The 20,150-nt window shown below is 72.6% G+C and carries 19 protein-coding genes; 11 read left to right on the top strand and 8 right to left on the bottom strand.

Features of this window, described 5'->3' with window-relative positions:
• The first annotated feature begins 31 nt into the window (after positions 1 to 31).
• The gene (locus tag Pen02_RS08825) at positions 32 to 1,126 is read left to right on the top strand and encodes an ATP-dependent DNA ligase (RefSeq protein ID WP_203865415.1); all 1,095 of its coding nucleotides are present in this window, start codon (positions 32 to 34) and stop codon (positions 1,124 to 1,126) included.
• Positions 1,127 to 1,159: 33 nt separating this feature from the next.
• Positions 1,160 to 2,725: an alpha/beta hydrolase gene (locus tag Pen02_RS08820; protein WP_372445586.1), complete on the top strand. Its 1,566-nt coding sequence runs from the start codon at positions 1,160 to 1,162 to the stop codon at positions 2,723 to 2,725.
• A gap of 25 nt (positions 2,726 to 2,750) precedes the next feature.
• On the opposite strand, the gene Pen02_RS08815 is transcribed toward Pen02_RS08820, so the two are convergent.
• The gene (locus Pen02_RS08815) at positions 2,751 to 3,587 is read right to left on the bottom strand and encodes a class I SAM-dependent methyltransferase (RefSeq protein WP_203865414.1); all 837 of its coding nucleotides are present in this window, start codon (positions 3,585 to 3,587) and stop codon (positions 2,751 to 2,753) included.
• Between the two features lie 67 nt (positions 3,588 to 3,654).
• On the opposite strand from Pen02_RS08815, the gene Pen02_RS08810 reads away from it, so the two are divergent.
• Positions 3,655 to 4,287 (top strand): TetR/AcrR family transcriptional regulator, encoded by a 633-nt coding sequence (locus tag Pen02_RS08810; RefSeq protein ID WP_203865413.1) that lies wholly within the window; start codon positions 3,655 to 3,657, stop codon positions 4,285 to 4,287.
• 64 nt (positions 4,288 to 4,351) lie between these two features.
• Positions 4,352 to 4,828 carry a GNAT family N-acetyltransferase gene (locus Pen02_RS08805; protein ID WP_203865412.1) on the top strand — a complete coding sequence of 159 codons (477 nt, stop codon included), beginning with the start codon at positions 4,352 to 4,354 and terminating at the stop codon, positions 4,826 to 4,828.
• 66 nt (positions 4,829 to 4,894) lie between these two features.
• On the opposite strand, the gene Pen02_RS08800 is transcribed toward Pen02_RS08805, so the two are convergent.
• Positions 4,895 to 5,302: a MerR family transcriptional regulator gene (locus Pen02_RS08800; RefSeq protein WP_239140289.1), complete on the bottom strand. Its 408-nt coding sequence runs from the start codon at positions 5,300 to 5,302 to the stop codon at positions 4,895 to 4,897.
• A gap of 51 nt (positions 5,303 to 5,353) precedes the next feature.
• Between Pen02_RS08800 and Pen02_RS08795 the strand changes: the two genes are divergently transcribed.
• Positions 5,354 to 6,241: an NAD(P)-dependent oxidoreductase gene (locus Pen02_RS08795; protein WP_203865411.1), complete on the top strand. Its 888-nt coding sequence runs from the start codon at positions 5,354 to 5,356 to the stop codon at positions 6,239 to 6,241.
• A gap of 275 nt (positions 6,242 to 6,516) precedes the next feature.
• Complete coding sequence (locus Pen02_RS08790; protein ID WP_203865410.1) at positions 6,517 to 9,756, top strand: S8 family peptidase; 3,240 nt, start codon at positions 6,517 to 6,519, stop codon at positions 9,754 to 9,756.
• A 45-nt stretch (positions 9,757 to 9,801) separates the two neighbouring features.
• Here Pen02_RS08790 and ligD read toward each other — a convergent pair whose 3' ends face one another.
• Both ligD and Pen02_RS08780 read right to left on the bottom strand, forming a co-directional pair.
• Entirely contained in the window at positions 9,802 to 10,833 is a 1,032-nt protein-coding gene (gene ligD, locus Pen02_RS08785) for a non-homologous end-joining DNA ligase (protein WP_203865409.1), read from the bottom strand.
• A gap of 241 nt (positions 10,834 to 11,074) precedes the next feature.
• Positions 11,075 to 11,611 carry a hypothetical protein gene (locus Pen02_RS08780; protein WP_203865408.1) on the bottom strand — a complete coding sequence of 179 codons (537 nt, stop codon included), beginning with the start codon at positions 11,609 to 11,611 and terminating at the stop codon, positions 11,075 to 11,077.
• A gap of 111 nt (positions 11,612 to 11,722) precedes the next feature.
• Between Pen02_RS08780 and msrB the strand changes: the two genes are divergently transcribed.
• From msrB to Pen02_RS08765, 3 genes are all read left to right on the top strand, one after another.
• Positions 11,723 to 12,151: a peptide-methionine (R)-S-oxide reductase MsrB gene (gene msrB / locus Pen02_RS08775; RefSeq protein ID WP_203865407.1), complete on the top strand. Its 429-nt coding sequence runs from the start codon at positions 11,723 to 11,725 to the stop codon at positions 12,149 to 12,151.
• Between the two features lie 46 nt (positions 12,152 to 12,197).
• Positions 12,198 to 12,461 carry a metallothionein gene (locus tag Pen02_RS08770; protein WP_203865406.1) on the top strand — a complete coding sequence of 88 codons (264 nt, stop codon included), beginning with the start codon at positions 12,198 to 12,200 and terminating at the stop codon, positions 12,459 to 12,461.
• A 93-nt stretch (positions 12,462 to 12,554) separates the two neighbouring features.
• Positions 12,555 to 13,037, top strand: a complete 483-nt coding sequence (locus tag Pen02_RS08765; protein ID WP_203865405.1) for a GNAT family N-acetyltransferase — start codon at positions 12,555 to 12,557, stop codon at positions 13,035 to 13,037.
• A gap of 126 nt (positions 13,038 to 13,163) precedes the next feature.
• Here Pen02_RS08765 and hemQ read toward each other — a convergent pair whose 3' ends face one another.
• From hemQ to hemE, 3 genes are read right to left on the bottom strand one after another with little or no spacing between them, the layout of a single operon-like run.
• Positions 13,164 to 13,919, bottom strand: coding sequence for a hydrogen peroxide-dependent heme synthase (gene hemQ / locus Pen02_RS08760; protein WP_203865404.1), 756 nt, complete (start codon positions 13,917 to 13,919; stop codon positions 13,164 to 13,166).
• Positions 13,916 to 15,397 carry a protoporphyrinogen oxidase gene (gene hemG, locus Pen02_RS08755; RefSeq protein WP_239140287.1) on the bottom strand — a complete coding sequence of 494 codons (1,482 nt, stop codon included), beginning with the start codon at positions 15,395 to 15,397 and terminating at the stop codon, positions 13,916 to 13,918. Before hemG ends, hemQ begins: the two co-directional genes overlap by 4 nt.
• A gap of 19 nt (positions 15,398 to 15,416) precedes the next feature.
• Positions 15,417 to 16,499, bottom strand: a complete 1,083-nt coding sequence (hemE, locus tag Pen02_RS08750; RefSeq protein ID WP_203865403.1) for a uroporphyrinogen decarboxylase — start codon at positions 16,497 to 16,499, stop codon at positions 15,417 to 15,419.
• 214 nt (positions 16,500 to 16,713) lie between these two features.
• Here hemE and Pen02_RS08745 point away from each other — a divergent pair, with 214 nt between their 5' ends.
• Together Pen02_RS08745 and Pen02_RS08740 are read left to right on the top strand one after the other, a co-directional pair.
• Positions 16,714 to 17,286 carry a DUF3000 domain-containing protein gene (locus Pen02_RS08745; protein ID WP_203865402.1) on the top strand — a complete coding sequence of 191 codons (573 nt, stop codon included), beginning with the start codon at positions 16,714 to 16,716 and terminating at the stop codon, positions 17,284 to 17,286.
• A 133-nt stretch (positions 17,287 to 17,419) separates the two neighbouring features.
• The gene (locus Pen02_RS08740; protein ID WP_203865401.1) at positions 17,420 to 18,739 is read left to right on the top strand and encodes a ribonuclease D; all 1,320 of its coding nucleotides are present in this window, start codon (positions 17,420 to 17,422) and stop codon (positions 18,737 to 18,739) included.
• A 198-nt stretch (positions 18,740 to 18,937) separates the two neighbouring features.
• On the opposite strand, the gene galE is transcribed toward Pen02_RS08740, so the two are convergent.
• Positions 18,938 to 19,969, bottom strand: coding sequence for a UDP-glucose 4-epimerase GalE (galE, locus tag Pen02_RS08735; protein WP_203865400.1), 1,032 nt, complete (start codon positions 19,967 to 19,969; stop codon positions 18,938 to 18,940).
• Positions 19,970 to 20,150 lie beyond the last annotated feature (181 nt).

Below are 20,150 nucleotides of genomic sequence, written 5' to 3'. Positions count from 1 at the left end.
GGCACGTCGTCCATCTGGTTGACTTGGCCGGGTGGACCTGCCGATCAACCCGCCGGTCGAGCCGATGCTGGCGAAGAGCGTGCCGAAGATCCCCACCGGCCCGGGGATGAGCTACGAGCCGAAGTGGGACGGCTTCCGCTGCATCGTCTTCCGCGACGGCGACGAGGTCGAGTTGGCCAGCCGGGGCGGCAAGACACTGACCCGCTACTTCCCCGAGGTCGTCGCGCAGGCCCGCGCCCAGTTGCCGACCCGGTGCGCGGTCGACGGCGAGCTGATCGTGATCCGCCGGGACGGCCCCGACGGCGAGCCGAAGCTCGACTTCGAGCTGCTCAGCCAGCGCATCCACCCGGCCGCGTCCCGGGTGAACATGCTGGCCGAGACGACCCCGGCCGACCTGGTCGCCTTCGACCTGCTCGCCATCGGCGACGAGTCCCTGCTCGACCAGCCGTACGAGCAGCGTCGCGCTCGGCTCGTCGAGGAGTTGCGCGGCGTCGTCCCGCCGGTACACATCACCCAGACCACCACCGACCCGGGGACGGCGGCCCGGTGGTTCGAGATCTTCGAGGGGGCGGGGCTGGACGGGCTGGTCGCCAAGCCGGCCGACATCCCGTACGAGCCGGGGAAGCGGCTCATGTTCAAGGTGAAGCACACCCGCACCGCCGACGTGGTGGTCGCCGGCTTCCGCTGGCACAAGTCCGGCCCGGTGGTCGGCTCGCTGCTGCTCGGGCTCTACGACGAGGCGGGCACGCTGCACCACGTCGGCGTGTCGGCGTCGTTCACCGCCGCCCGCCGCGCCGAACTGCTGGAGGAGCTGGCGCCATACCGCGAGGGGGTCACGGAGCACCCGTGGGTGCACGGCGACCACACCGCCGGGCAGCGCATCCCGGGCGGGCCGAGCCGGTGGACCGGCACCAAGAGCCTGGAGTGGGTGCCGCTCCGGCCGGAGCTGGTGGTCGAGGTCGGCTACGACGCGATGGAGGGGGACCGGTTCCGGCACACCGCCCAGTTCGTCCGCTGGCGGCCGGACCGGGAGCCGGCCTCCTGCGGGTACGACCAACTCGACCGCCCGATCCGGTTCGACGTCGACCAGGTGCTCCGGGGCGACCCGCTCGCCCCCGGCGCGTAGCCTGACCGTCGATACGATCACGGAGGATCTCTCTTGGCCCGCTCGCACCTTCGCCGACTGCCCCTGGCCGGTCTCCTGGCCGTCGTGATGCTGGTCGCCGGCTGCACCATCCCGATGTTCCGGCCGGACCAGGAGGACGGGGGCGGCGGCACCGCAGCACCGCAGAACAGCGCGGGCGCCGCGAACTGGAAGCCCTGCCCGGAGGTGCCGCGCCAGCTCGTCGGCCGGCCGGCGGCCAACATGCGGTACGACTGCGCCACCATCTCCGTACCCGCGGACTGGCGCAACCCCGGCGCGGGCGGCGACAAGCTGGAGATCTCGCTGCTCCGGATCCGTTCCAGCAAGCAGCGGGACCGGATCGGCTCGCTGCTGGTCAACCCGGGCGGGCCGGGCGGGTCCGGCGTCGACTCGGCGGTCTACCTGTCGTTCGGGGCCAGCTTCGGCGGGCTGCCGGACGAGGTGACCCGGCGCTTCGACATCATCGGTTTCGACCCTCGGGGCGTCTCCCGCTCCTCCCCGGTCAAGTGCGTCTCCGACGCCGACCTGGACGGCACCTTCGGCTTCGAGCCGGACCCGCAGAGCCAGGCCGAGTTCGACGAGCTGGTGGCGCTGAACCGGAAGATCGGCGACGCCTGCGGCGCCAAGTACGGCGAGCGGCTACGGCTCTTCTCCACCGAGCAGGCGGCGCACGACATGGACGCGATCCGGACCGCCGTCGGCGACGAGAAGCTGAGCTACCTCGGCTACTCCTACGGCACCCTGCTCGGCGCGACGTACGCCCAGCTCTTTCCGCGCAACGTCCGGGCGCTGGTGCTGGACGGCGCCGTCGACCCGAAGCAGGACATCGTGGCCGGCTCGGAGAGCCAGGCCAAGGGCTTCGAACGGGCGTTCACCAACTTCACCGACTGGTGCGGGGACAACCCGGGCCGCTGCCCCATCGCCTCGGACGCCCGGGGCGCGGTGACCGACGCGATGGAGAAGGCCCGGGTCTCCCCGGTACGCGGCGAGGGCGGCCGGGAGGCGACCGCCGGCTGGATCTTCTACGCGGTGATCTCCTCCCTCTACACGGAGTCCGGCTGGCAGAAGCTCGCCGGGGCGATCGACTCGCTCGCCGACGGCGATCCGAAGGAGGTCTTCGAACTCGCCGACTCGTACGCCGAGCGGTCCGAGGACGGCGGCTACACCAACCTCTTCGACGCCAACCTCTCGGTGAACTGCGCCGACGAGGAGAGCAAGGTCGGCCTGGACCGGATCCGCTCGTTGCAGTCGGAGTGGCGCAGGAAGTACCCGCTGTTCGGTGCCCCGCTCGCGGTGGGCATGTTGAGCTGCGAGTTCTGGCCCGGCCAGCGCGACCCGTACCCGACCGGCCCGGCGACCGGCGCCCCGCCGATCGTGGTCGTCGGCACCACCGGCGACCCGGCGACACCCTACGAGCAGACGCCGAAACTGGCCGAGATGCTCGACGTCGGCGTGGTGCTGACCTGGCAGGGCGAGGGGCACACGGCCTACCCGCAGACCCGCTGCATCAGCAACGCGGTCGACGCCTACCTGATCGACCTCAAGCCGCCGACCGCCGGCACCACCTGCCCGGCCCGCTGACCCGGCCCCGCGATCGGACGGTCCGTCACGGACGGGTGGCGGTGACCAGCCAGATGCCGCCGCGCAGCAGTACTCCGCCCGGGGTCTCGTACCCGCGCAGTGCCGCCCGTACGTCGTTCCGGACCTCCTCGACGGTGGCCGGGGCGACGTCGGCGAGGTTGTGCCGGACGGGGCCGGTGGCGAAGTAGAACTCGACCGCGTCGCTGGCGTCCCGGCCCCAGACCACGGGGACCTCGACCGGCACGATCGACACGTCGACGAATCCCGCCGCGCCGAGGATCTCGTGGATCCGGTCGGGGTCGGTGAGCGAGCCCATCCCGCGCGCGGCCGGTGACGGCCCGCGCATCAGTGGACCGAGCGCGGCGAACGCCCGTGCGTGGTCACCGGTCGAACCCGTCGGTTGCGGACCGGCGAAGGCGAGCCGGCCGCCCGACCGCAGCGCCCGGCCGAGGTTGGCGAAAGCGGCCACGTGATCGTCGAAGAACATCACCCCGCCCCGGCTGATCACCACGTCGTAGCCGCTCGCGGTGAAGGGATACACCTGCGCGTCGCCCTGTTCGAAGGCAATGTTCGCGACTCTTTCGTCGGCGGCGGCGGCCCGGGCTCTCGCCAGCATCGGCGCCGAGAGGTCGACTCCGAGCACCGTTCCCCGGGCGGCGAGCCGGGCCGCCTGCCGGGTGAGGTAGCCCGTGCCGCAGCCCACGTCGAGCACGCGGTCCCGCTCGCCGATCCCGGCCGCCGCGAACAGCGGGCCGTTGATCCCTTCGGCCATCGTGTCGTACCGGTCGGCCTGCTCGGCCCAGTGCTGGCCCTCGTGGCCGTTCCATGCCTCGGACTGCTGGGTGTTGACGATCGCCTGCATCTTGACCCCTCACTCAGATTCACTAGAGCTTGACTCTAGAGTTCGACTCTAGATATAAGCTACAGCGGTGACCGAAGTCAAGGGCAAGCGCGCCGACCGGGCCAGGCAGACCCGACGGAAGATCGTCGAGGCGGCCCGCGAGCTGTTCGTCGAACGTGGCTACGGCGCGACGACCCTCCAGGACATCGCCGACCGGGCCGGAGTCGCGGTACAGACCATCTACTTCACGTTCGGCAACAAGCGGAGCGTGCTCAAGGAACTGGGCGACGTCACGATCGCGGGTGACGACGAGCCGGTGGCGACGATGGACCGCCCCTGGTTCCGCCGGGCCATCGCCGCCGACACCGTCGACGGCCAGCTCCGGGAACTCGTCCCCGGCGCGCGCGGCATCCTCGAACGGATCGCCCCGATCGCCGAGGTGCTGCGGACGGCCGCGATGATCGAGCCGGAGGTCGCCCAGCTCTGGCGACCCGACGCCGACCCCCGGTTCACCGTCTACGCCACCGCCGCCGACGCGCTGGTGACCAAGCCGGACGCCCGCGCCGGCCTGTCGGCCGGGGAGGCCGCCGACGTACTGTTCGGGCTGCTCAGTCCCGAGCTCTACCTCGTGTTCGTCCGCGACCGGGGTTGGTCGCCCCAGCGCTGGGAGCGCTGGGTGACCGAGACCCTGCGCGCTCAGTTGACCGCTGACGGGACGTGACGACATCCGGGCGGCCGGCGGCTCCCGCCCAGGCTGATTGCTGTCCGTGTGCCAGGCTGGCGGCATGAGTGAGCTGATCTTCCGGGTGGCATGTCGGGCGGACGTACCGGCGATCGTGGCGATGCTGCTCGACGACGAGGTGGCCGCCGCGCGAGAACAGGCACAGCCGGCGGAACGGACGGGCGAGGAGGTCGACGCCGCCTACTGGGCCGGTTTCGAGGCGGTCGACGCCGACCCGCGAAACGAGCTGATCGTCGTCGAACTCGACGGCGAACCGGTCGGCACGATGCAGCTCACCTTTATTCCGGGACTGAGCCGGCGCGGCGCCGAACGGATGCAGATCGAGGCGGTCCGGGTCCGCTCCGACCTGCGCGGCGAGGGAATCGGCCGCCGGATGATGGACTGGGCGGTGCACCAGGCCCGGGAACGCGGCTGCCGACTCGTCCAGTTGACCACCGACAAGCGGCGTACGGCAGCACACCGTTTCTATGCCTCACTGGGCTTCCAAGCCAGCCACGAAGGCATGAAACTGTCGCTCTGACCCTCGCACGGGCCAGCCTCGCTCGCCCGACCGGCACGCCTGCCTACCTCGCCGCCGACAACGCGGTCACTCCGCAGTCGACTCCGAGGGGCAGGGGTCGTACTTGTGGACGTACTCGGACATCCGCTTCTCGGTGATCTCGATGTAGTCGACCAGGGCCTCGCGGGACCGGGTGAGCGTGTCGATGCGCTCGTCCAGCCCGTGCAGGCGGGCGCGCAGCATGTCCAGCAGTTCCGGGCAGGGTTCGAGGTCGGGGGCCGTACCGGTCGCGCACGGCAACAGGATCCCGATCTCCTGCGTGGACAGTCCGGCTTCGAGTAGTCGTCTGATCTGGGTGACGGTCACCACATCGTCGGTGCCGTACTCCCGGTAGCCGCTGCTCGCCCGAGTGGGTTCGAGCAGGCCCTGGGCCTCGTAGTAGCGCAACTGGTGCGTGTTGACCCCGGTCTGCCGGCTCAACTCTCCGATCAGCATTGCCCCGGCCTCCTTGACCTTCATATCGGTGTGAACGTTGAGGATTCTGTCATGACCACCGATACGACTCCGGTAACCGTCGTCGGCCTCGGCCTGATGGGCCAGGCGCTGGCCAGCACTTTCCTACGCAACGGACACCCCACGACCGTGTGGAACCGCACCGCCGCCAAGGCCACCGAACTCGTCGCACAGGGCGCCCGACTCGCCGACTCCCCCGCCGACGCGGTCGCGGCCAGCCCGCTGGTGGTCGTCTGCGTCTCGAACTACGACGCCGTACACGAACTCCTCGACCCGTTGGGCGACGCGCTCGACGGTCGGGTTCTGGTGAACCTGACCTCGGGCACCTCGGAGGCGGCCAGGCAGACCGCCGAGTGGGTGACCCAGCGCGGCGGCTATCTCGACGGGGCGATCATGGCCGTCCCGCCGGCCATCGGCACGGCTGAGGCGACCGTCTTCTACAGCGGGCCGCAGGCGGTCTTCGACCGGCACGAGTCGACCCTGCGGGTGCTCGGTGCCGGGACGACGTACCTCGGTGCGGATTATGGACTGTCGTCGCTGCACGACGTGGCGCTGCTCGGCGCGATGTGGGGCGTAGCGAACAGCTTCCTTCAGGGTGCCGCGCTGGTCGGTACGGCGGGCGTGCCCGCCTCGACGTTCGCCTCGATCGCCGGTCCGCTGATCGGGACGGTGAACGGCTGGCTGCCCGACCTGGCGCGGCAGATCGACAAGGGCGACTACGCGGCCCGGGACGCGACCATCGACACCCACCTGGGAACGATGGAGCACCTCGTGCGCGAGAGCGAGTCCGTCGGCGTCAACGCCGACCTGCCGAGGCTGGTCAAGGCGCTGGCCGGCCGGGCGGTGGCCGACGGGCACGGCGGCAGCGACTACGCCGCGATGATCGAGCAGTTCCGCAAGCCCTCCGGAAGCCGGCCGTGACCCGTGCGGCATGACCACGGCCGGACGAACCTGTGCGACGGAGGTCACAGGATTCCGGAAAGCGGCATGAGCTGCGAGAACACTGCTTGGGAACGCTCCCGAAATTCGACGGCTATCGACGGTTCGTAACTTCGAAACACCGGCTGGCGAGCCTCGGGGGATCGCCAACCCGGACCGGAGGCCACGGCGACGACGCCGTGGCCTTCGGCCTGTCGTCCGAATTGGAGAACCCCATGCGACAACGCCACTTTCTGGCGTCTGCCGCGGCTGCCCTGATGTTGGCAGCCGGACTCGTCGGCACCACCCCCGTCGGCGCGTCCGCCGAGCCTCGACCCGCACCCACGGGTCCGACCGCCTCGGCGCAGTCGAATCCCAACCGGGAGAACCCCGAGCGGGAGAACGCGACCAGCCGCGTCGTCACGCTGTTCACCGGCGACCGGGTCACCGTGCACGGCCAAAGCATCGCCGTCGCGCCCCGGGCCGGCGTGCACTTCATCCGCTTCCAGCGGGCGAAGGCGCACTACGTCGTACCCTCGGATGCGCTGCCGCTGCTCGCGGCCGACCGGCTCGACGAGCGGCTGTTCAACGTGACCGCGCTGCTCGACGCGGACCTGGACCGGCAGTCCCACCTGCGACTGCTGGTCTCGGACGCGGCCCGGGTGCGCGGCCTGGCCGCCAGTCCCGAACTCGACGCGGTGGACGGCTTCGCCACCAAGGTCCCGGTGGCCGACCTGGCCCGGACCTGGCAGACCACCCGCACGTCACTGTCCGCCGGCAAGATCTGGCTGGACGGGGTACGTCGCTCCACACTGGACGTGAGTGTGCCGCGTACCGGTGCGCCGGAGGCGTGGGCGGCCGGTTACGACGGCACCGGAGTCAAGGTGGCGGTGCTGGACACCGGGATCGACGACAACCATCCGGACCTCGCCGGCCGGGTGCTGGCCCGGCAGAACTTCGTTTCCGAGTTCGAGAGCGCGGCGGACGTCTCCGGACACGGCACGCACGTGTCGAGCACGATCGCGGGCAGTGGTGCCGCGTCCGACGGGCGGTACCGGGGCGTCGCGCCCGGAGCGTCGCTGCTGGACGGCAAGGTCTGCTACCGCACGCCGGACGGCCGGGGCGTCTGCCCCGACTCTGCGGTACTCGCCGGGATGCAGTGGGCGGCGGAATCCGGCGCCAAGGTCGTCAACATGAGCCTCGGCGGGACCGACGAACCCGGCATCGACCCGCTGGAGGCGGCGGTCAACGACCTGACCGCCGAGTACGGCACGCTGTTCGTGATCGCCGCCGGCAACGCGGACGGGTGGTCGCCGTACCGGGTGGCCTCGCCGTCGACGGCGGACGCCGCGCTGTCGGTGTCGAACTGGACCAAGACGGGCGAGGTGAACTGGTCGTCGCTGCCGGGGCCCCGAGTCGGTGACTACGGCGTCAAGCCGGACATCGCCGCACCCGGTACCGAGATCATGGCGGCCCGCTCCACCGCCGGCATCTTCCCGCCCGAACTGCCCGGCGGGGCGTACTTCTCGGCGACCGGTACCTCGATGGCCGCCCCGCACGTGGCGGGCGCGGCGGCGCTGCTGGCCCAGGCACATCCGGACTGGAAGGCGGCACAGACCAAGGCCAGCCTGATGGCCTCGGCGCAGCCGCTGACCGGCGCCGACGTCTTCGGCCAGGGGGCCGGGCACGTGCAGGTGGGCCGGGCGCTCGGCCAGTCGGTCACCGTCACCCCGCCGTCGCTGAGCCTCGGCGCACTGGACTGGCCGCTCACCGACGCCCCGACCGACCGGACGGTGACCTACCACAACTCCGGTACGGCGCCGGTCGTCCTCGACCTGGCGTTCGACGGCACCGCCCCGACCGGGCTGGTGACGCTGGGTGCCAACACCCTGACCGTGCCGGCCGGAGGTACGGCCACCGTCGAGGTGACCGTGGACGAGCGGGTCGGCGGCGAGGCGTACGGAGTGTTCGTCGGGCGGCTGGTCGCCAGCAGTGCCGGGGTGGACCTGCGGACGCCGTTCAGCGTGTTCCGGGAGTCTCCGGCCGCGAGCCTGCACCTGTCCACCGTCGGGCGCGACGGTGGCGCCCCGGCCAGCAGTGTGGTGATCCTGCGAAACCTGGCCAACGGCACCGAATATCTCAGCTACGAGTCGAGCCGGAGCTTCCGGGTGCCGCTGAACAGCACCTGGGCGGTCACCGCCGCCCTGGTCGAGTCGGACGGCACCGTCAGCCTGCTCGCCAACCCACGGGTGCTGGCCGACGGCAACCAGGAGGTCGTGCTGGACGCCCGACGGGCGAAGCCGGTCGACATCCGGGTACCGGACGGCCGGGCGGTGCCGTACGACGCGCAGGTGCTGCTGGCGCAGCGCGCCGAGGGCGGCACGTTCCTCGACGCGGTCTCCGGTGACCCCCGGACGATCCGGACCGCCGACCTCGGCCCGGCCGGAGTCGACGGGCTGGAGACCTTCGTGCAGGCGGTCTTCACCGGTCCGGCACGTCGGGGCCTCCCGCCTGGCGGCACCGACGTCTACCAGTTGGGCTGGCAGGTGCCGGACGCCTTCCCCACCGGCTTTGTCCGCCGGGTCCGCAGTGGCGAACTCGCCACGGTCGCCGCCGAGTACGCCCGCAACGCCCCGGAGGTGGCGTCGACCCGGTACAACCGGCCACTCGTCGACAGTGACGTGTTCGTGCCGGCCTCGACGCTGCCGCCGGTGGTGCCGCCGCTGCGGCGTACCGAGTACTACGGCGGGAACGTCGGGTGGCGGTCGACGGTGGTCGAGGAGTCGACGGCGTCGCTCGGCACCGTCACCTCGTGGTCGCACCCGGCCGATCCGGGTTACCGGGCCGGGCGGGAGTACCGGGAGCGCTGGAACGGCACCCCGACGACGCTGACGGTGGCCCAGCAGGTACCCGGCTGGGCGGCGGCGACCCGGGACGGGAACACCATCCGGGTCGGGTTCGACACCTACTCCGACGGGGCCGGGCACCTCGGGCTGCCGTACGGGATGCAGAACCACGGCCTGACCCTGCACCGGGGCGACACGCTGCTCGGGGCGTACGACTTCCTCTACGGCAACTGGGAGGTCGGCGAGGAGACGGAAACCTACCGGCTGCGGTACGGCTTCGACGTGCCGACGCCGTTGGCGAGCAGGATCGAGGCGGAGTGGACGTTCCGCTCCTCGGCGCAGCGACAGGGTGAGCTGCCGCTACGCACGGTCGGGTTCGCGCCCGAGCTGGCGATCGACAACTCGGCCCGGGCCGGCAGTCGACTGACGATCCCGCTGGTGCTGACCGGGCAGGCCGGCACCGCTCCGGTGCGCTCGGTCCGGCTGTCGGTGTCGTACGACGACGGCCGCACCTGGCAACCGGTGCCCACCGGCCCACTGCCCGGTGGCGGGTACGCCGGCACCGTCACGCATCCGAAGCGGGCCGGACACGTCTCGCTGCGGGGGTACGTGGTCGACGCCGACGGCAACACGGCGAGCGGCACGGTGCTGCGGGCGTACCGGCTGCGGTAGCGCTTCCCCCGGGTGGCGGGTGCCAGCCCGCCACCCGGGGTCGGCTCACTCCTTGCGGTCGCGGTCCCGGGACGGCTGGACCCGCTTCGGCTCCCCCGGCATCTTCGGGTGGTCCGGCGGATAGGGCAGGTCGCCGGAGCCGTCCCGGTCGTCCCGGTCGGCCCACTCCAGCAGCGGGGTGATGTCCCACGGGGCGTCGTCGATGCCGGCGTGCGGGTCACCGATCTTCGCCACCCGCTCCGGCACGGTTTTCAGGTCGAAGTCGTCCGGCTCCACGTCGGGCAACTCGTCCCAGGTGACCGGGGTGGAGACGGTGGCCCGGGCGTTGGCCCGCAGCGAGTACGCGCAGGCGATGGTGCGGTCCCGGGCCATCTGGTTGTAGTCGACGAAGACCTTCTCGCCACGCTGTTCCTTCCACCAGGAGGTGGTGACCAGGTCGGGGCGGCGCCGCTCGACCTCCCGGGCGAACGCGATCACCGCCCGGCGTACCTCGGTGAAGGTCCAGCGGGGCTCGATCCGCAGGTAGACGTGCACACCCCGGCCGCCGGAGGTCTTCGGCCAGCCGGTCGCGCCCAGCTCGTCGAGGAGGCCGCGCACCTCGCCGGCCGCCTCCACCGCGTCGGCGAAGTCGGTGCCGGGCTGCGGGTCGAGGTCGATGCGCAGCTCGTCGGGGCGGTCCACGTCGGCGCCCCGGACCGGCCACGGGTGGAAGACGACGGTGCCCATCTGGGCCGCCCAGGCGACGTGCGCCAGGTCGGCCGGGCAGAGTTCGTCGGCGCTCCGGCCGCTCGGAAACTGGATCTTCGCGGTCTGGATCCACGGCGGTACGCCCCGGGCCGGCACCCGCTTCTGGTAGAACATCTCCCCCTCGATGCCCTCGGGGAAGCGCTGCAACGCCGTCGGCCGGTTGCCCAGGGCGCGCATGATCCCGTCGCCGACCGCCAGGTAGTAGTCGAACATGTCCTTCTTCGTGAACCCGCGACGGGGGAAGTAGACCCGGTCCGGGCTGCTCAGCCGTACCGTGTGCCCGGCCACCTCGACCTCGACGGGCTTCGCCTTCGCGCTGCCACCAGCCATGCGCCGACCCTATGCCACGGGTCCGACGAAGGTGACCCGACGCGGAGACGCCGCCACACGGGAACGCTGCCACGCCGCCACGCGGAGACGCCGCCACGCCGCCACGCGGAAACGCAGCCCAGCAGCCGAGCGGAGACACTGCCACACCGCCACGCCGCCGCGCGAAAACGCAGCCAAGCAGCCAAGCCGCCCCGGGAGCCCGGCCGGCCGCCAAGCGGCGCCGGCCGGGGGCGACGGGCGCTCACGACAGGGGTCGGGTCTCGGGTTCCCGGCTGCTGCCGTGCCGGTGCGCCTCCCAGACCTGGCAGATCAGCAGCAGCTTCTGCTCGAACCGGGGATCCCGGTCGAGCGGGCCGCCGTCGTACGGGGCGTACAGCCGCAGCGGCGCACCGTCGCCGAGGTAGACGGCCACCACGGTATGCCCGTGCCGGCGCTCGGCCCGGACGTCGACCACCCGAGGCCAGGCCACGAAGGCGTACGGCCCGTACGCCCGGCCGCGCAGTCCCGCGTCGTCGAGCCGGACCCGGGCCCGGAGCCGGTCGGCGGTACCGCACAGCACCCCCAACGGCAGCGGTGCCAGTACGGCGACCCAGGCCAGATCGTGGAACTCCCGGTGGCCGGGCAGTACACCCGCGATCACGACCGCCGCACCGCTGCCCAGCCCGCCCCAGCGCAGTCCGCGGACCACCGCCTGCCGCCAGGTCAGCCGGAACTCGGCCAGCACCGGCCGGTGCTGGCGGCGCCGTGGACTCCCGCCCGGCCAGGTGGCGGTCCGCATGTCCTGTCAACGACTCGGTTGCCGGGCGGTGATTTGTCGGTGGTTTCTCGCTGTTTTCCGGCGATCCTCCGGCGCTTAGCCGCCCGACGATCTCCGCCGTACCGTAGGGGTATGGCTGACAACAGTGCCCGGACCGACGGGGAGAACAAGCTGCCGACCAGCGAGGAGGAGTGGCGCGTGCGGCTCACTCCGGAGGAGTTCCAGGTGCTGCGCCAGGCTGGCACGGAGCGCCCGTGGACCGGCGAGTACGTGGACACCAAGACCGCCGGCACCTACCACTGCCGGGCCTGCGGCGCCGAACTCTTCGCCAGCGACACCAAGTTCGACTCGCACTGCGGCTGGCCCAGCTTCGACCAGGCGCTGCCCGGGGCGATCCGCTATCTGGAGGACCGCTCGCTCGGCATGGTCCGGATCGAGGTGCGCTGCGCCAACTGCGACTCGCACCTCGGGCACCGCTTCGACGGCGAGGGGTTCACCCCGACGAACGCGCGCTACTGCATCAACTCGATCTCGATGCGTCTCGACCCGTCGACCACCTAGAATCATCGCAGATGCGATGAAACGGGGAACACGGGGGAATTCGACCATGGCGACCACCTGCGAGGTCTGCGGCAACGACTACTGGATGGCGTTCGAGATCCGCACGGTGAGCGGGGACGTGCACACCTTCGACTCGTTCGAGTGCGCGGCGCACAAGCTCGCCCCGGTCTGCGAACACTGTGGGATCAAGATCCTCGGACATGGGGTCGAGGTCTCCGGCCGGTTCTTCTGCTGCGCGCACTGCGCCCGGGTGGTCGAGGGCGAACGCGGAGCGGAGATCCGGGACGCGGTCGGCGCCCGCCCGGCCTGACCCCGCCCGCCCTGGTCCCGCCTGGCGGCAGCGGCCGGCCCGCACGGCGTCCCCGTCGGGCAGCCCGGACCGGGCCGCGCCTACCATCGCGGAATGCACACGTCGCAATCGCCGGCGCTCCGGCCGGACCCCTCGGACCAGGTCGAGTTCCGGGTCGCCTCCTTCGCCGACCTCGACGCCCGGACCCTGCACGACCTTTTGAAGCTGCGGGTCGACGTGTTCGTGGTCGAGCAGGAGTGCCCCTATCCCGAGATCGACGGCCGGGACGTCGAGCCGGGCACCCGGCACCTGTGGCTGAGCCGGGACGGCGCGCCGATCGCGTACCTGCGGCTGCTCGGCGACCCGGGCGGGGTGGAGCGGATCGGCCGGGTCGTAGTGGCCCCGGACGCCCGCAGCGGCGGGTACGCCGGCCGGCTGATGACCGAGGCGCTGGCCGTGGTCGGCTCCCGGCCCTGCGTACTCGACGCCCAGGCGCACCTGGTCAACTTCTACGGCCGGTACGGCTTCACGGTCACCGGTCCGGAATACCTGGAGGACGGCATCCCGCACGTGCCGATGCGCCGCGAGCCGGCGTAGCCCCCGCCGACGCACCGTCCACAGTGCAGACACCAGGACGTCCGACGCCTTGACAACACACGGCCGTCCAGCCGACGCCCGGACAACAGGCCGCCGTCCAGCCGACGCCCGGACGGCAGGCGGCCGTTACGGCAGGGCGTTGACCAGTTCGCCGATGCTGCGGCGCCGGCCCGTGTAGAACGGCACCTCCTCGCGGACGTGCCGGCGGGCCCGGGAGGCGCGCAGGTCGCGCATCAGGTCGACGATCCGGTGCAGCTCGTCGGCCTCGAAGGCGAGCAGCCACTCGTAGTCGCCGAGCGCGAACGAGGCGACCGTGTTGGCCCGGACGTCCGGATAACCGCGGGCCATCATGCCGTGCTCGGCCAGCATCTCCCGGCGCTCGGCGTCGGGCAGCAGGTACCACTCGTAGGAGCGGACGAACGGGTACACGCAGACGTAGCTCCGGGCCGGCTCGCCGGCCAGGAAGGCGGGTACGTGGCTCTTGTTGAACTCGGCCGGCCGGTGCAGCGCCATCTGTGACCAGACCGGCGCCAACTGCCGCCCCAGCGCGGTACGCCGCAGCCGCCCGTACGCGTCCTGGAGCGCGTCGCTGGACGACGAGTGCCACCAGATCAGTACGTCCGCGTCGGCGCGCAGTCCCGAGACGTCGTAGCTGCCCCGCACCACCACGTCCTTGCCGGCCAACTCCTCGAAGAGCGACTCGACCTCGGCGGCGACGCCGTCCCGGGCCTCCGGCAGCGGCCCGGTCGCCCGGAACACCGACCACATCGTGTAGCGAATGCTCTCGTTCAGCTCGCGCAGCCGCGCCGCGTTGGTCTGCTCCGCCTCGGCCCGCTCCGCGCCACCGGTCTGTGTCACGCCACCCGCCTGTTCCGCAGTCATGCCCTCGATACTCCCAGCACTTTGATGATCTCCTCGGCCGCAGTCTCGCCGGAGCGTACGCAGACCGGTATGCCCACCCCGTCGTAGCCGGCGCCGGCCAGCGCCAGGGTGGGGTGCGCGGTCCGCAGCGCCGACCGGGCCGCGGCGACCCGGTCCAGGTGGCCCGGGGTGTACTGGGGCAGCGCGCCGCCCCACCGTTGCACGTGGCTGCCGACCGGTTCGGGCAGCCCGGCACCGAGCAGCTCGGAGACCTCCCGGTGCACCGCCGTCACGAGTTCGTCGTCGGCGCGTTGCAGCAGGTGCTCCTCGCCGTACCGGCCGACCGAGGCGCGCAGCAGCACCGTCCCGTCCGGCCGGCGCAGGTGCGCCCACTTGCTGGTGAAGAAGGTGGCCGCCTTGATCAGGGTGCCCTCGCTCGCCGGCACCAGGAAACCGGAGAGGTCGGCCGGGACCACACCCCGGGCACCCGGCGACGGCACGGCGTCGGGCAGCGGATCCGCCGCCACGGGTGGGCCGGGCAGGGCGAGGCTGACCAGGGCCACGCTGGCGTAGTCGAGCCGGCCGACCAGCGCGCCGACGGCCACGTCGACCGCGCCGAGCAGCCGGGCGGCGGGCCGGGCCGGCAGGGCCAGTACCACCGCGTCGACCTCGACCAGTTCGGGTTCGCGGGTCGGGCCGATCACCAGCCGCCAACCGCCCGGAACGGGCAGCAGTTCCCGGACGGCGGCGTTCAGCCGGATCTCCGCTCGGGCCGCCTCGGCGGCGGCGGCCACCAGCCGGCTCACCCCACCGGAGACGGTCGCGAAGACCGGGGTGCCGGCCGGCCGGGGCGCGGCGGCCATGGCGGCCCGGACCGCCCCGGTCAGGGTCGACTCCGTGCGGGCCGCCCGGGCCAGGCCGGGCATCGTGGCGGCCAGCGACAGCTCGTCGGCCCGGCCGGCGTAGACCCCGCCGAGCATCGGGTCGACCAGCCGGTCCACCACCTCGTCGCCGAGCCGCCGCCGGACCAGTTCGCCGACCGTCGGGTCCTCGTCCGGGCCGAGCAGCGGGCGACCACCGTCGGTGTCCCGCTCCGCCGCCGGCCGGGCCACCGCAGCCACGGCGGCCAGATCTCCGGGTACCCCGACCAGGGTGCCCGGCGGCATCGGCCGCAGCTCGCCGCCGATCGCCAGGGCCGCCCGACCGACCGCCGGATTCACCAGTGCGTCGGCCAGCCCCACCCGACGGGCCAGGGCGACCGCCGCCGAGTCTCCGCCGGCCGGGTCGCGGGTCAGGAACGCCTCTGCGCCGAACTCGACCGTCGCACCGGCCAGCGAGCCGGTACGCAGTTTGCCGCCGAGCGCGCCGGACTGTTCGTACACGGTGATCTCGGTGTCGGCGGGGAGCCGGTCCCGCAGCCGGAGCGCGGCGGCCAGCCCGGTGATCCCGCCGCCCACCACGGCGACCCGCAGGGCGCCGGCCCGTGTCGTGTCGTTCACCCCCGTGCCCGCCTTCCGATCAGCTCGCGGACGCCTCGTGCACCAGCTCGACGACCCGGGTGAGCACCCCCGGGTCGGTCTCCGGAAGCACGCCGTGCCCCAGGTTGAAGACGTGTCCAGGGGTGGCGGTGCCCTCGCCGAGCACCCGGCGCACCTCGGCCTCGACCACCGGCCAGGGCGCGAAGAGCACGGCCGGGTCCAGGTTGCCCTGCACCGCCCGGTCCGGCCCGATCCGCACCGTCGCCGCGTCCAGCGGGGTACGCCAGTCCACCCCGACCACGTCCGCGCCGGCCTCGCCCATCGCGCCGAGCAGTTCGGCGGTGCCGACCCCGAAGTGGATGCGCGGCACACCGGCGTCGGCCAGCCCGCGTAGCACCGTCGTCGAGTGCGGCAGTACGAAGCGGCGGTAGTCGGCCTCGGAGAGCGCCCCGGCCCAGGAGTCGAAGAGCTGCACCGCCGAGACACCGGCGCCGATCTGCACCCGCAGGAAGGCGAGGGTGATCTCGGCCAGCCGGGCCAGCAGCGCGTGCCAGACGTCCGGGGCGCCGTGCATCAGCGCCTTGGTGCGGACGTGGTTGCGCGACGGCCCGCCCTCGACCAGGTAACTGGCCAGGGTGAAGGGCGCACCGGCGAAGCCGATCAGCGGGGTGTCGCCGAGTTCGGCGACGAGCAGTCGTACCGCCTCGTCCACAAAAGACACGTCGGTCGGGTCGATCGGCCGGATCCGCTCGACGTCGGCGAGGCTGCCCACCGGTTGGGCCACCACCGGGCCGGTGCCGGGCACGATGTCCAGGTCCACCCCGGCCGCCGCCACCGGTACCACGATGTCGCTGAACAGGATCGCCGCGTCGACCCCGTGCCGGCGTACCGGCTGGAGGGTGATCTCGGTTACCAGGTCCGGCCGGCGGCACGACTCCAGCATCGGGATCCCGGCCCGCACCTCGCGGTATTCCGGCAGCGAACGCCCGGCCTGCCGCATGAACCAGACCGGGGTGTGTGACACCGGCTTGCGCCGGCAGGCCCGGACGAACGGCGAATCGGCCGGGCCGCTGCGGGCCGGCTGGTCGTCTCGGGCCGCGTTGCCCGCAGTCGTGGTGGTCATCGGCGCAATCGTGCCACGCGCCCCGATCCCGGCGACGCCCACCGCCGGGTTTTGTGGCCTGCCAGACGTGCCCCGGCCACGTCGCGTGGACGTACCCGGTGTGCGGCATGCGGACGCACCGGGGGTGCGGCGAACCGGTCGACCAGCCCGGCTCGACCGGGCCGACCGGCGCGGCGCCCCACCACGGCGCCGACGATCGGCTTAGGCTGCGAATATGGCCTCCCCGATCGTCCAGCCCGAGACCTTCGCCCGTGCGGTGGCCGGGTTGCGGTCGGCGGCCCCGCGTGCGGAGATCCTGCTGGAAGAGGTGGGTGCCCCGCAGCGCCTCGCCCCGTACGCCTTCGCGCTCAGCGCCACCGTGTGGCGCGACGGCGAGGAGGTGGCCACCGGACGCCTCATCCTGTTGCACGATCCCGCCGGACACGAGGGCTGGGAAGGGACGCTGCGCCTGGTCACCTACGTCACCTCGGAGCTGGAGATCGACCTCGCCGCCGACCCGCTGCTGCCCGGCGTCGGCTGGACCTGGCTGACCGACGCACTGGAGGCGCGGGACGCGGCCTACCGGGCGCTCGGCGGAACGGTGACCCAGACCATGTCCACCCGGTTCGGTGAGCTGGCCGGCCCGCCGGCTGCCGGTGACATCGAGATCCGCGCCTCCTGGACGCCGATCGACGACGACCTTCGGGCGCACCTGCTGGCCTGGTGCACCCTGCTGGCCTCCACCGCCGGGCTGCCGCCGCCCGGCGTCACCGCGCTGCCGCAGTCCCGGCCGGCCGGCGCGGCCTGACCTCCGCCGAAACCGGCGCGACCTCGCCGAATCGGGGCGTCCCAACGGCTTCAGCAGTCCCAGTCGCCCCACCCGACCCGACTCGCCGGACCGGCTGCGCGAACCGAATCCGGGCTAAGACTAGGGTTGTCAGGTGACCGACGAACCACCCCTGCACCGTCGGGCCGCGCAACGCCGAGCAGGGGACGAGCCACACAGCCTTTCGGCGTCCGCGCCGGAACCCGAGACAGTGGGGCCCGACCCAACGCCCGGCGGGCCCGTACCGCTCCTCGCCCCCCGCGACGGCACCCCGGCCCCCGTCGAGACACCCGACGGCCTGGCCGACGTGGTGTCGCGGTTCGCGGCCGGCATCGGGCCGGTAGCCGTCGACGCCGAGCGCGCCTCCGGCTACCGCTACAGCCAGCGCGCCTACCTGGTCCAGCTCCGGCGGGCCGGAGCCGGCACCGTGCTGATCGACCCGCTGCCGCTCGGCGACCTACGCACCCTCGACGAGGCGATCGCCGAGGCCGAATGGGTGCTGCACGCCGCCAGCCAGGACCTCGCCTGCCTCGCCGACCTCGGGCTCCGGCCGAGACGGCTCTTCGACACCGAACTGGCCGCCCGGCTGGCCGGCTTCGAACGGGTCGGCCTGGCCGCGCTGACCGAGCAACTGCTCGGCTTCACCCTGGAGAAGCACCACTCGGCGGCGGACTGGTCCAGCCGACCCCTGCCGGAGTCCTGGCTGACCTACGCCGCGCTGGACGTGGAGATGCTCACCGAGCTGCGGGACAAGCTCGCCGCCGAGCTGGAGCACCAGGGCAAGGAGAAGTGGGCGGCCGAGGAGTTCGCCGCGCTGGTGGCCTGGGGCGCCCAACCGCTGCGGCAGCGGCCGGACCCGTGGCGGCGTACCTCCGGGATCCACCGGGTCCGGGGGGCCAGGGCGCAGGCCCGGGTGCGGTCGTTGTGGTACGCCCGGGACGAGATCGCCGCCCGCCGGGACTCCGCTCCCGGCCGGGTGCTGCCGGACGCCGCGATCATCGCCGCCGCCGAGATGGACCCGAAGGACGAGCGGACCCTGCTGATGCTGCCCGGCTTCGGTGGCCGGTCGGTACGCCGGCTCGTCCGGACCTGGCTGGACGCGCTCGCCGACGCCCGGCAGTTGCCGGACGACGCGCTGCCGGTCAGCCCGACCATCGACGGCCCGCCCCCGCCGCACCGCTGGGCCGAGCGGGACCCGGTGGCGGCGGCCCGGCTGGCCCGGTGCCGCGAGGTGGTGACCCGGATCGCCGCGACGCACACCCTGCCGCCGGAGAACCTGATCACCCCGGACACGGTCCGCCGCCTGGCCTGGATCCCGCCGGAGGAGATCACGCCGGACACGGTCGCCGAGACCCTGCGCGGCTACGGTGCCCGGGCCTGGCAGGTCGGCCTGATCGCCGAGGAGCTGGCGGCGGCGTTGGTCGAGCCCGCCTGAAACCGTCCGGATCGGCCCGCCCGTAGCACGACGGGACGGCGCGGGCCGGAACGGCGGAATGGCTGTACAAGGGACGGCGGGCCGAAACGGCGGAGCGGTACCCAAACGGGACAGCGGGCCAAAACAGGCAGAGCGGCTACCCAGCGGACGGCAGGCCGGAACGGCGGACGCAGCCACGCGGCGGGCTGGAGCGGGCCGTCAGCGTCCGGTGGTGCGGTGCAGGGCGGGCCGGCGCAGGCCGAGCAGTTCGTCGCGTACCCGGCACCACCGGACGGCGTGCCGGATGCCGTCGGCGACGGAGTACTCGGGCTTCCAGTCGAGCAGCAGCCGGGAGCGGTTGCTCCGGGTGAAGGCGCCGGCCGTGTCGCCGGGGCGGGGCGGGGCCTCGCGGGTGCGTACCGGCCCGACCGCCTCGTGGAAGGCGGCGACGAGTTCCCGGACCGTGGTGCCGTCCCCGGTGCCGAGGTTGACCGCCTCCACCGAGCGGTCGCCGCCGGCCGGCAGGATCTCGTCGAACCGGCGCAGCGCCTGCACATGTGCCCGGGCCAGGTCCCAGACGTGGATGTAGTCCCGGATTCCGGAGCCGTCCCGGGTGGGCCAGTCGGTGCCGGTGATCGGGAACTCCGCGCCGTCGGTCCAGGCGTCGATAAGTTTGCCGAGCGCGTGCGTCGGCCGGGCCAGTTGCAGGCCGGTACGCAGTCCCGGGTCGGCGCCGATCGGGTTGAAGTAGCGCAGCGACAGTGCCCGCAACGGGGTGGCCTCGGCGGTGTCCGCCAGCACGGTCTCCATCATCGCCTTGGTCCGGGCGTACGGGCTGCCGGGCTGAAGCGGTGAACTCTCGTCGACGGAGAGGTCGGCACCGGCACGGTAGATCGCCGCCGACGAGCTGAAGACGTACCGGGTGACGCCGTTGCGCAGGACGTGTTCGAGCAGGTCGAGGGATTTGGCGACGTTCTCCCGGTAGTACCGCAGCGGCTCGCTGACCGACTCCGGCACCACGATCAGCGCCGCCGCGTGCACCACCGCGCCGATCTCCGGATGCTCGGCGAAGATCCGGTCCAGCAGCGCGCCGTCGGAGATGTCGCCCCGATAGAAGATCCGCCCTCGGGTGAACTCGACCCGCCCGGTGCAGAGGCTGTCCAGGATCACCGGTTCGATGCCGTCGTCGAGGCAGGCCGACGCGATGGTGCTGCCGATGAAGCCGGCACCACCTGCGACCAGCACCTTCACCCGGACTCCTGGCGTGACTCGGAAGCGTGCGGTTGATTCGGAGGCTTTTTCGCAATTGCTCGGTGTTTAGCCGGCAATAGCGGGATTGATGAAGCACCCAGCCGGACAATATGTGGCCCGAGCCACACGGGGGGCGCGAACGGCATTAGTTACTGACTAGTAGCATCCGAGGTGTCCGCCC

Origin of the sequence: Plantactinospora endophytica (genome assembly GCF_016862915.1) — a bacterium.
Lineage (GTDB): Bacteria > Actinomycetota > Actinomycetes > Mycobacteriales > Micromonosporaceae > Plantactinospora > Plantactinospora endophytica.
Note: the sequence above shows the minus strand (reverse complement) of the source record. Positions and strands in the feature narration are given on the sequence as shown.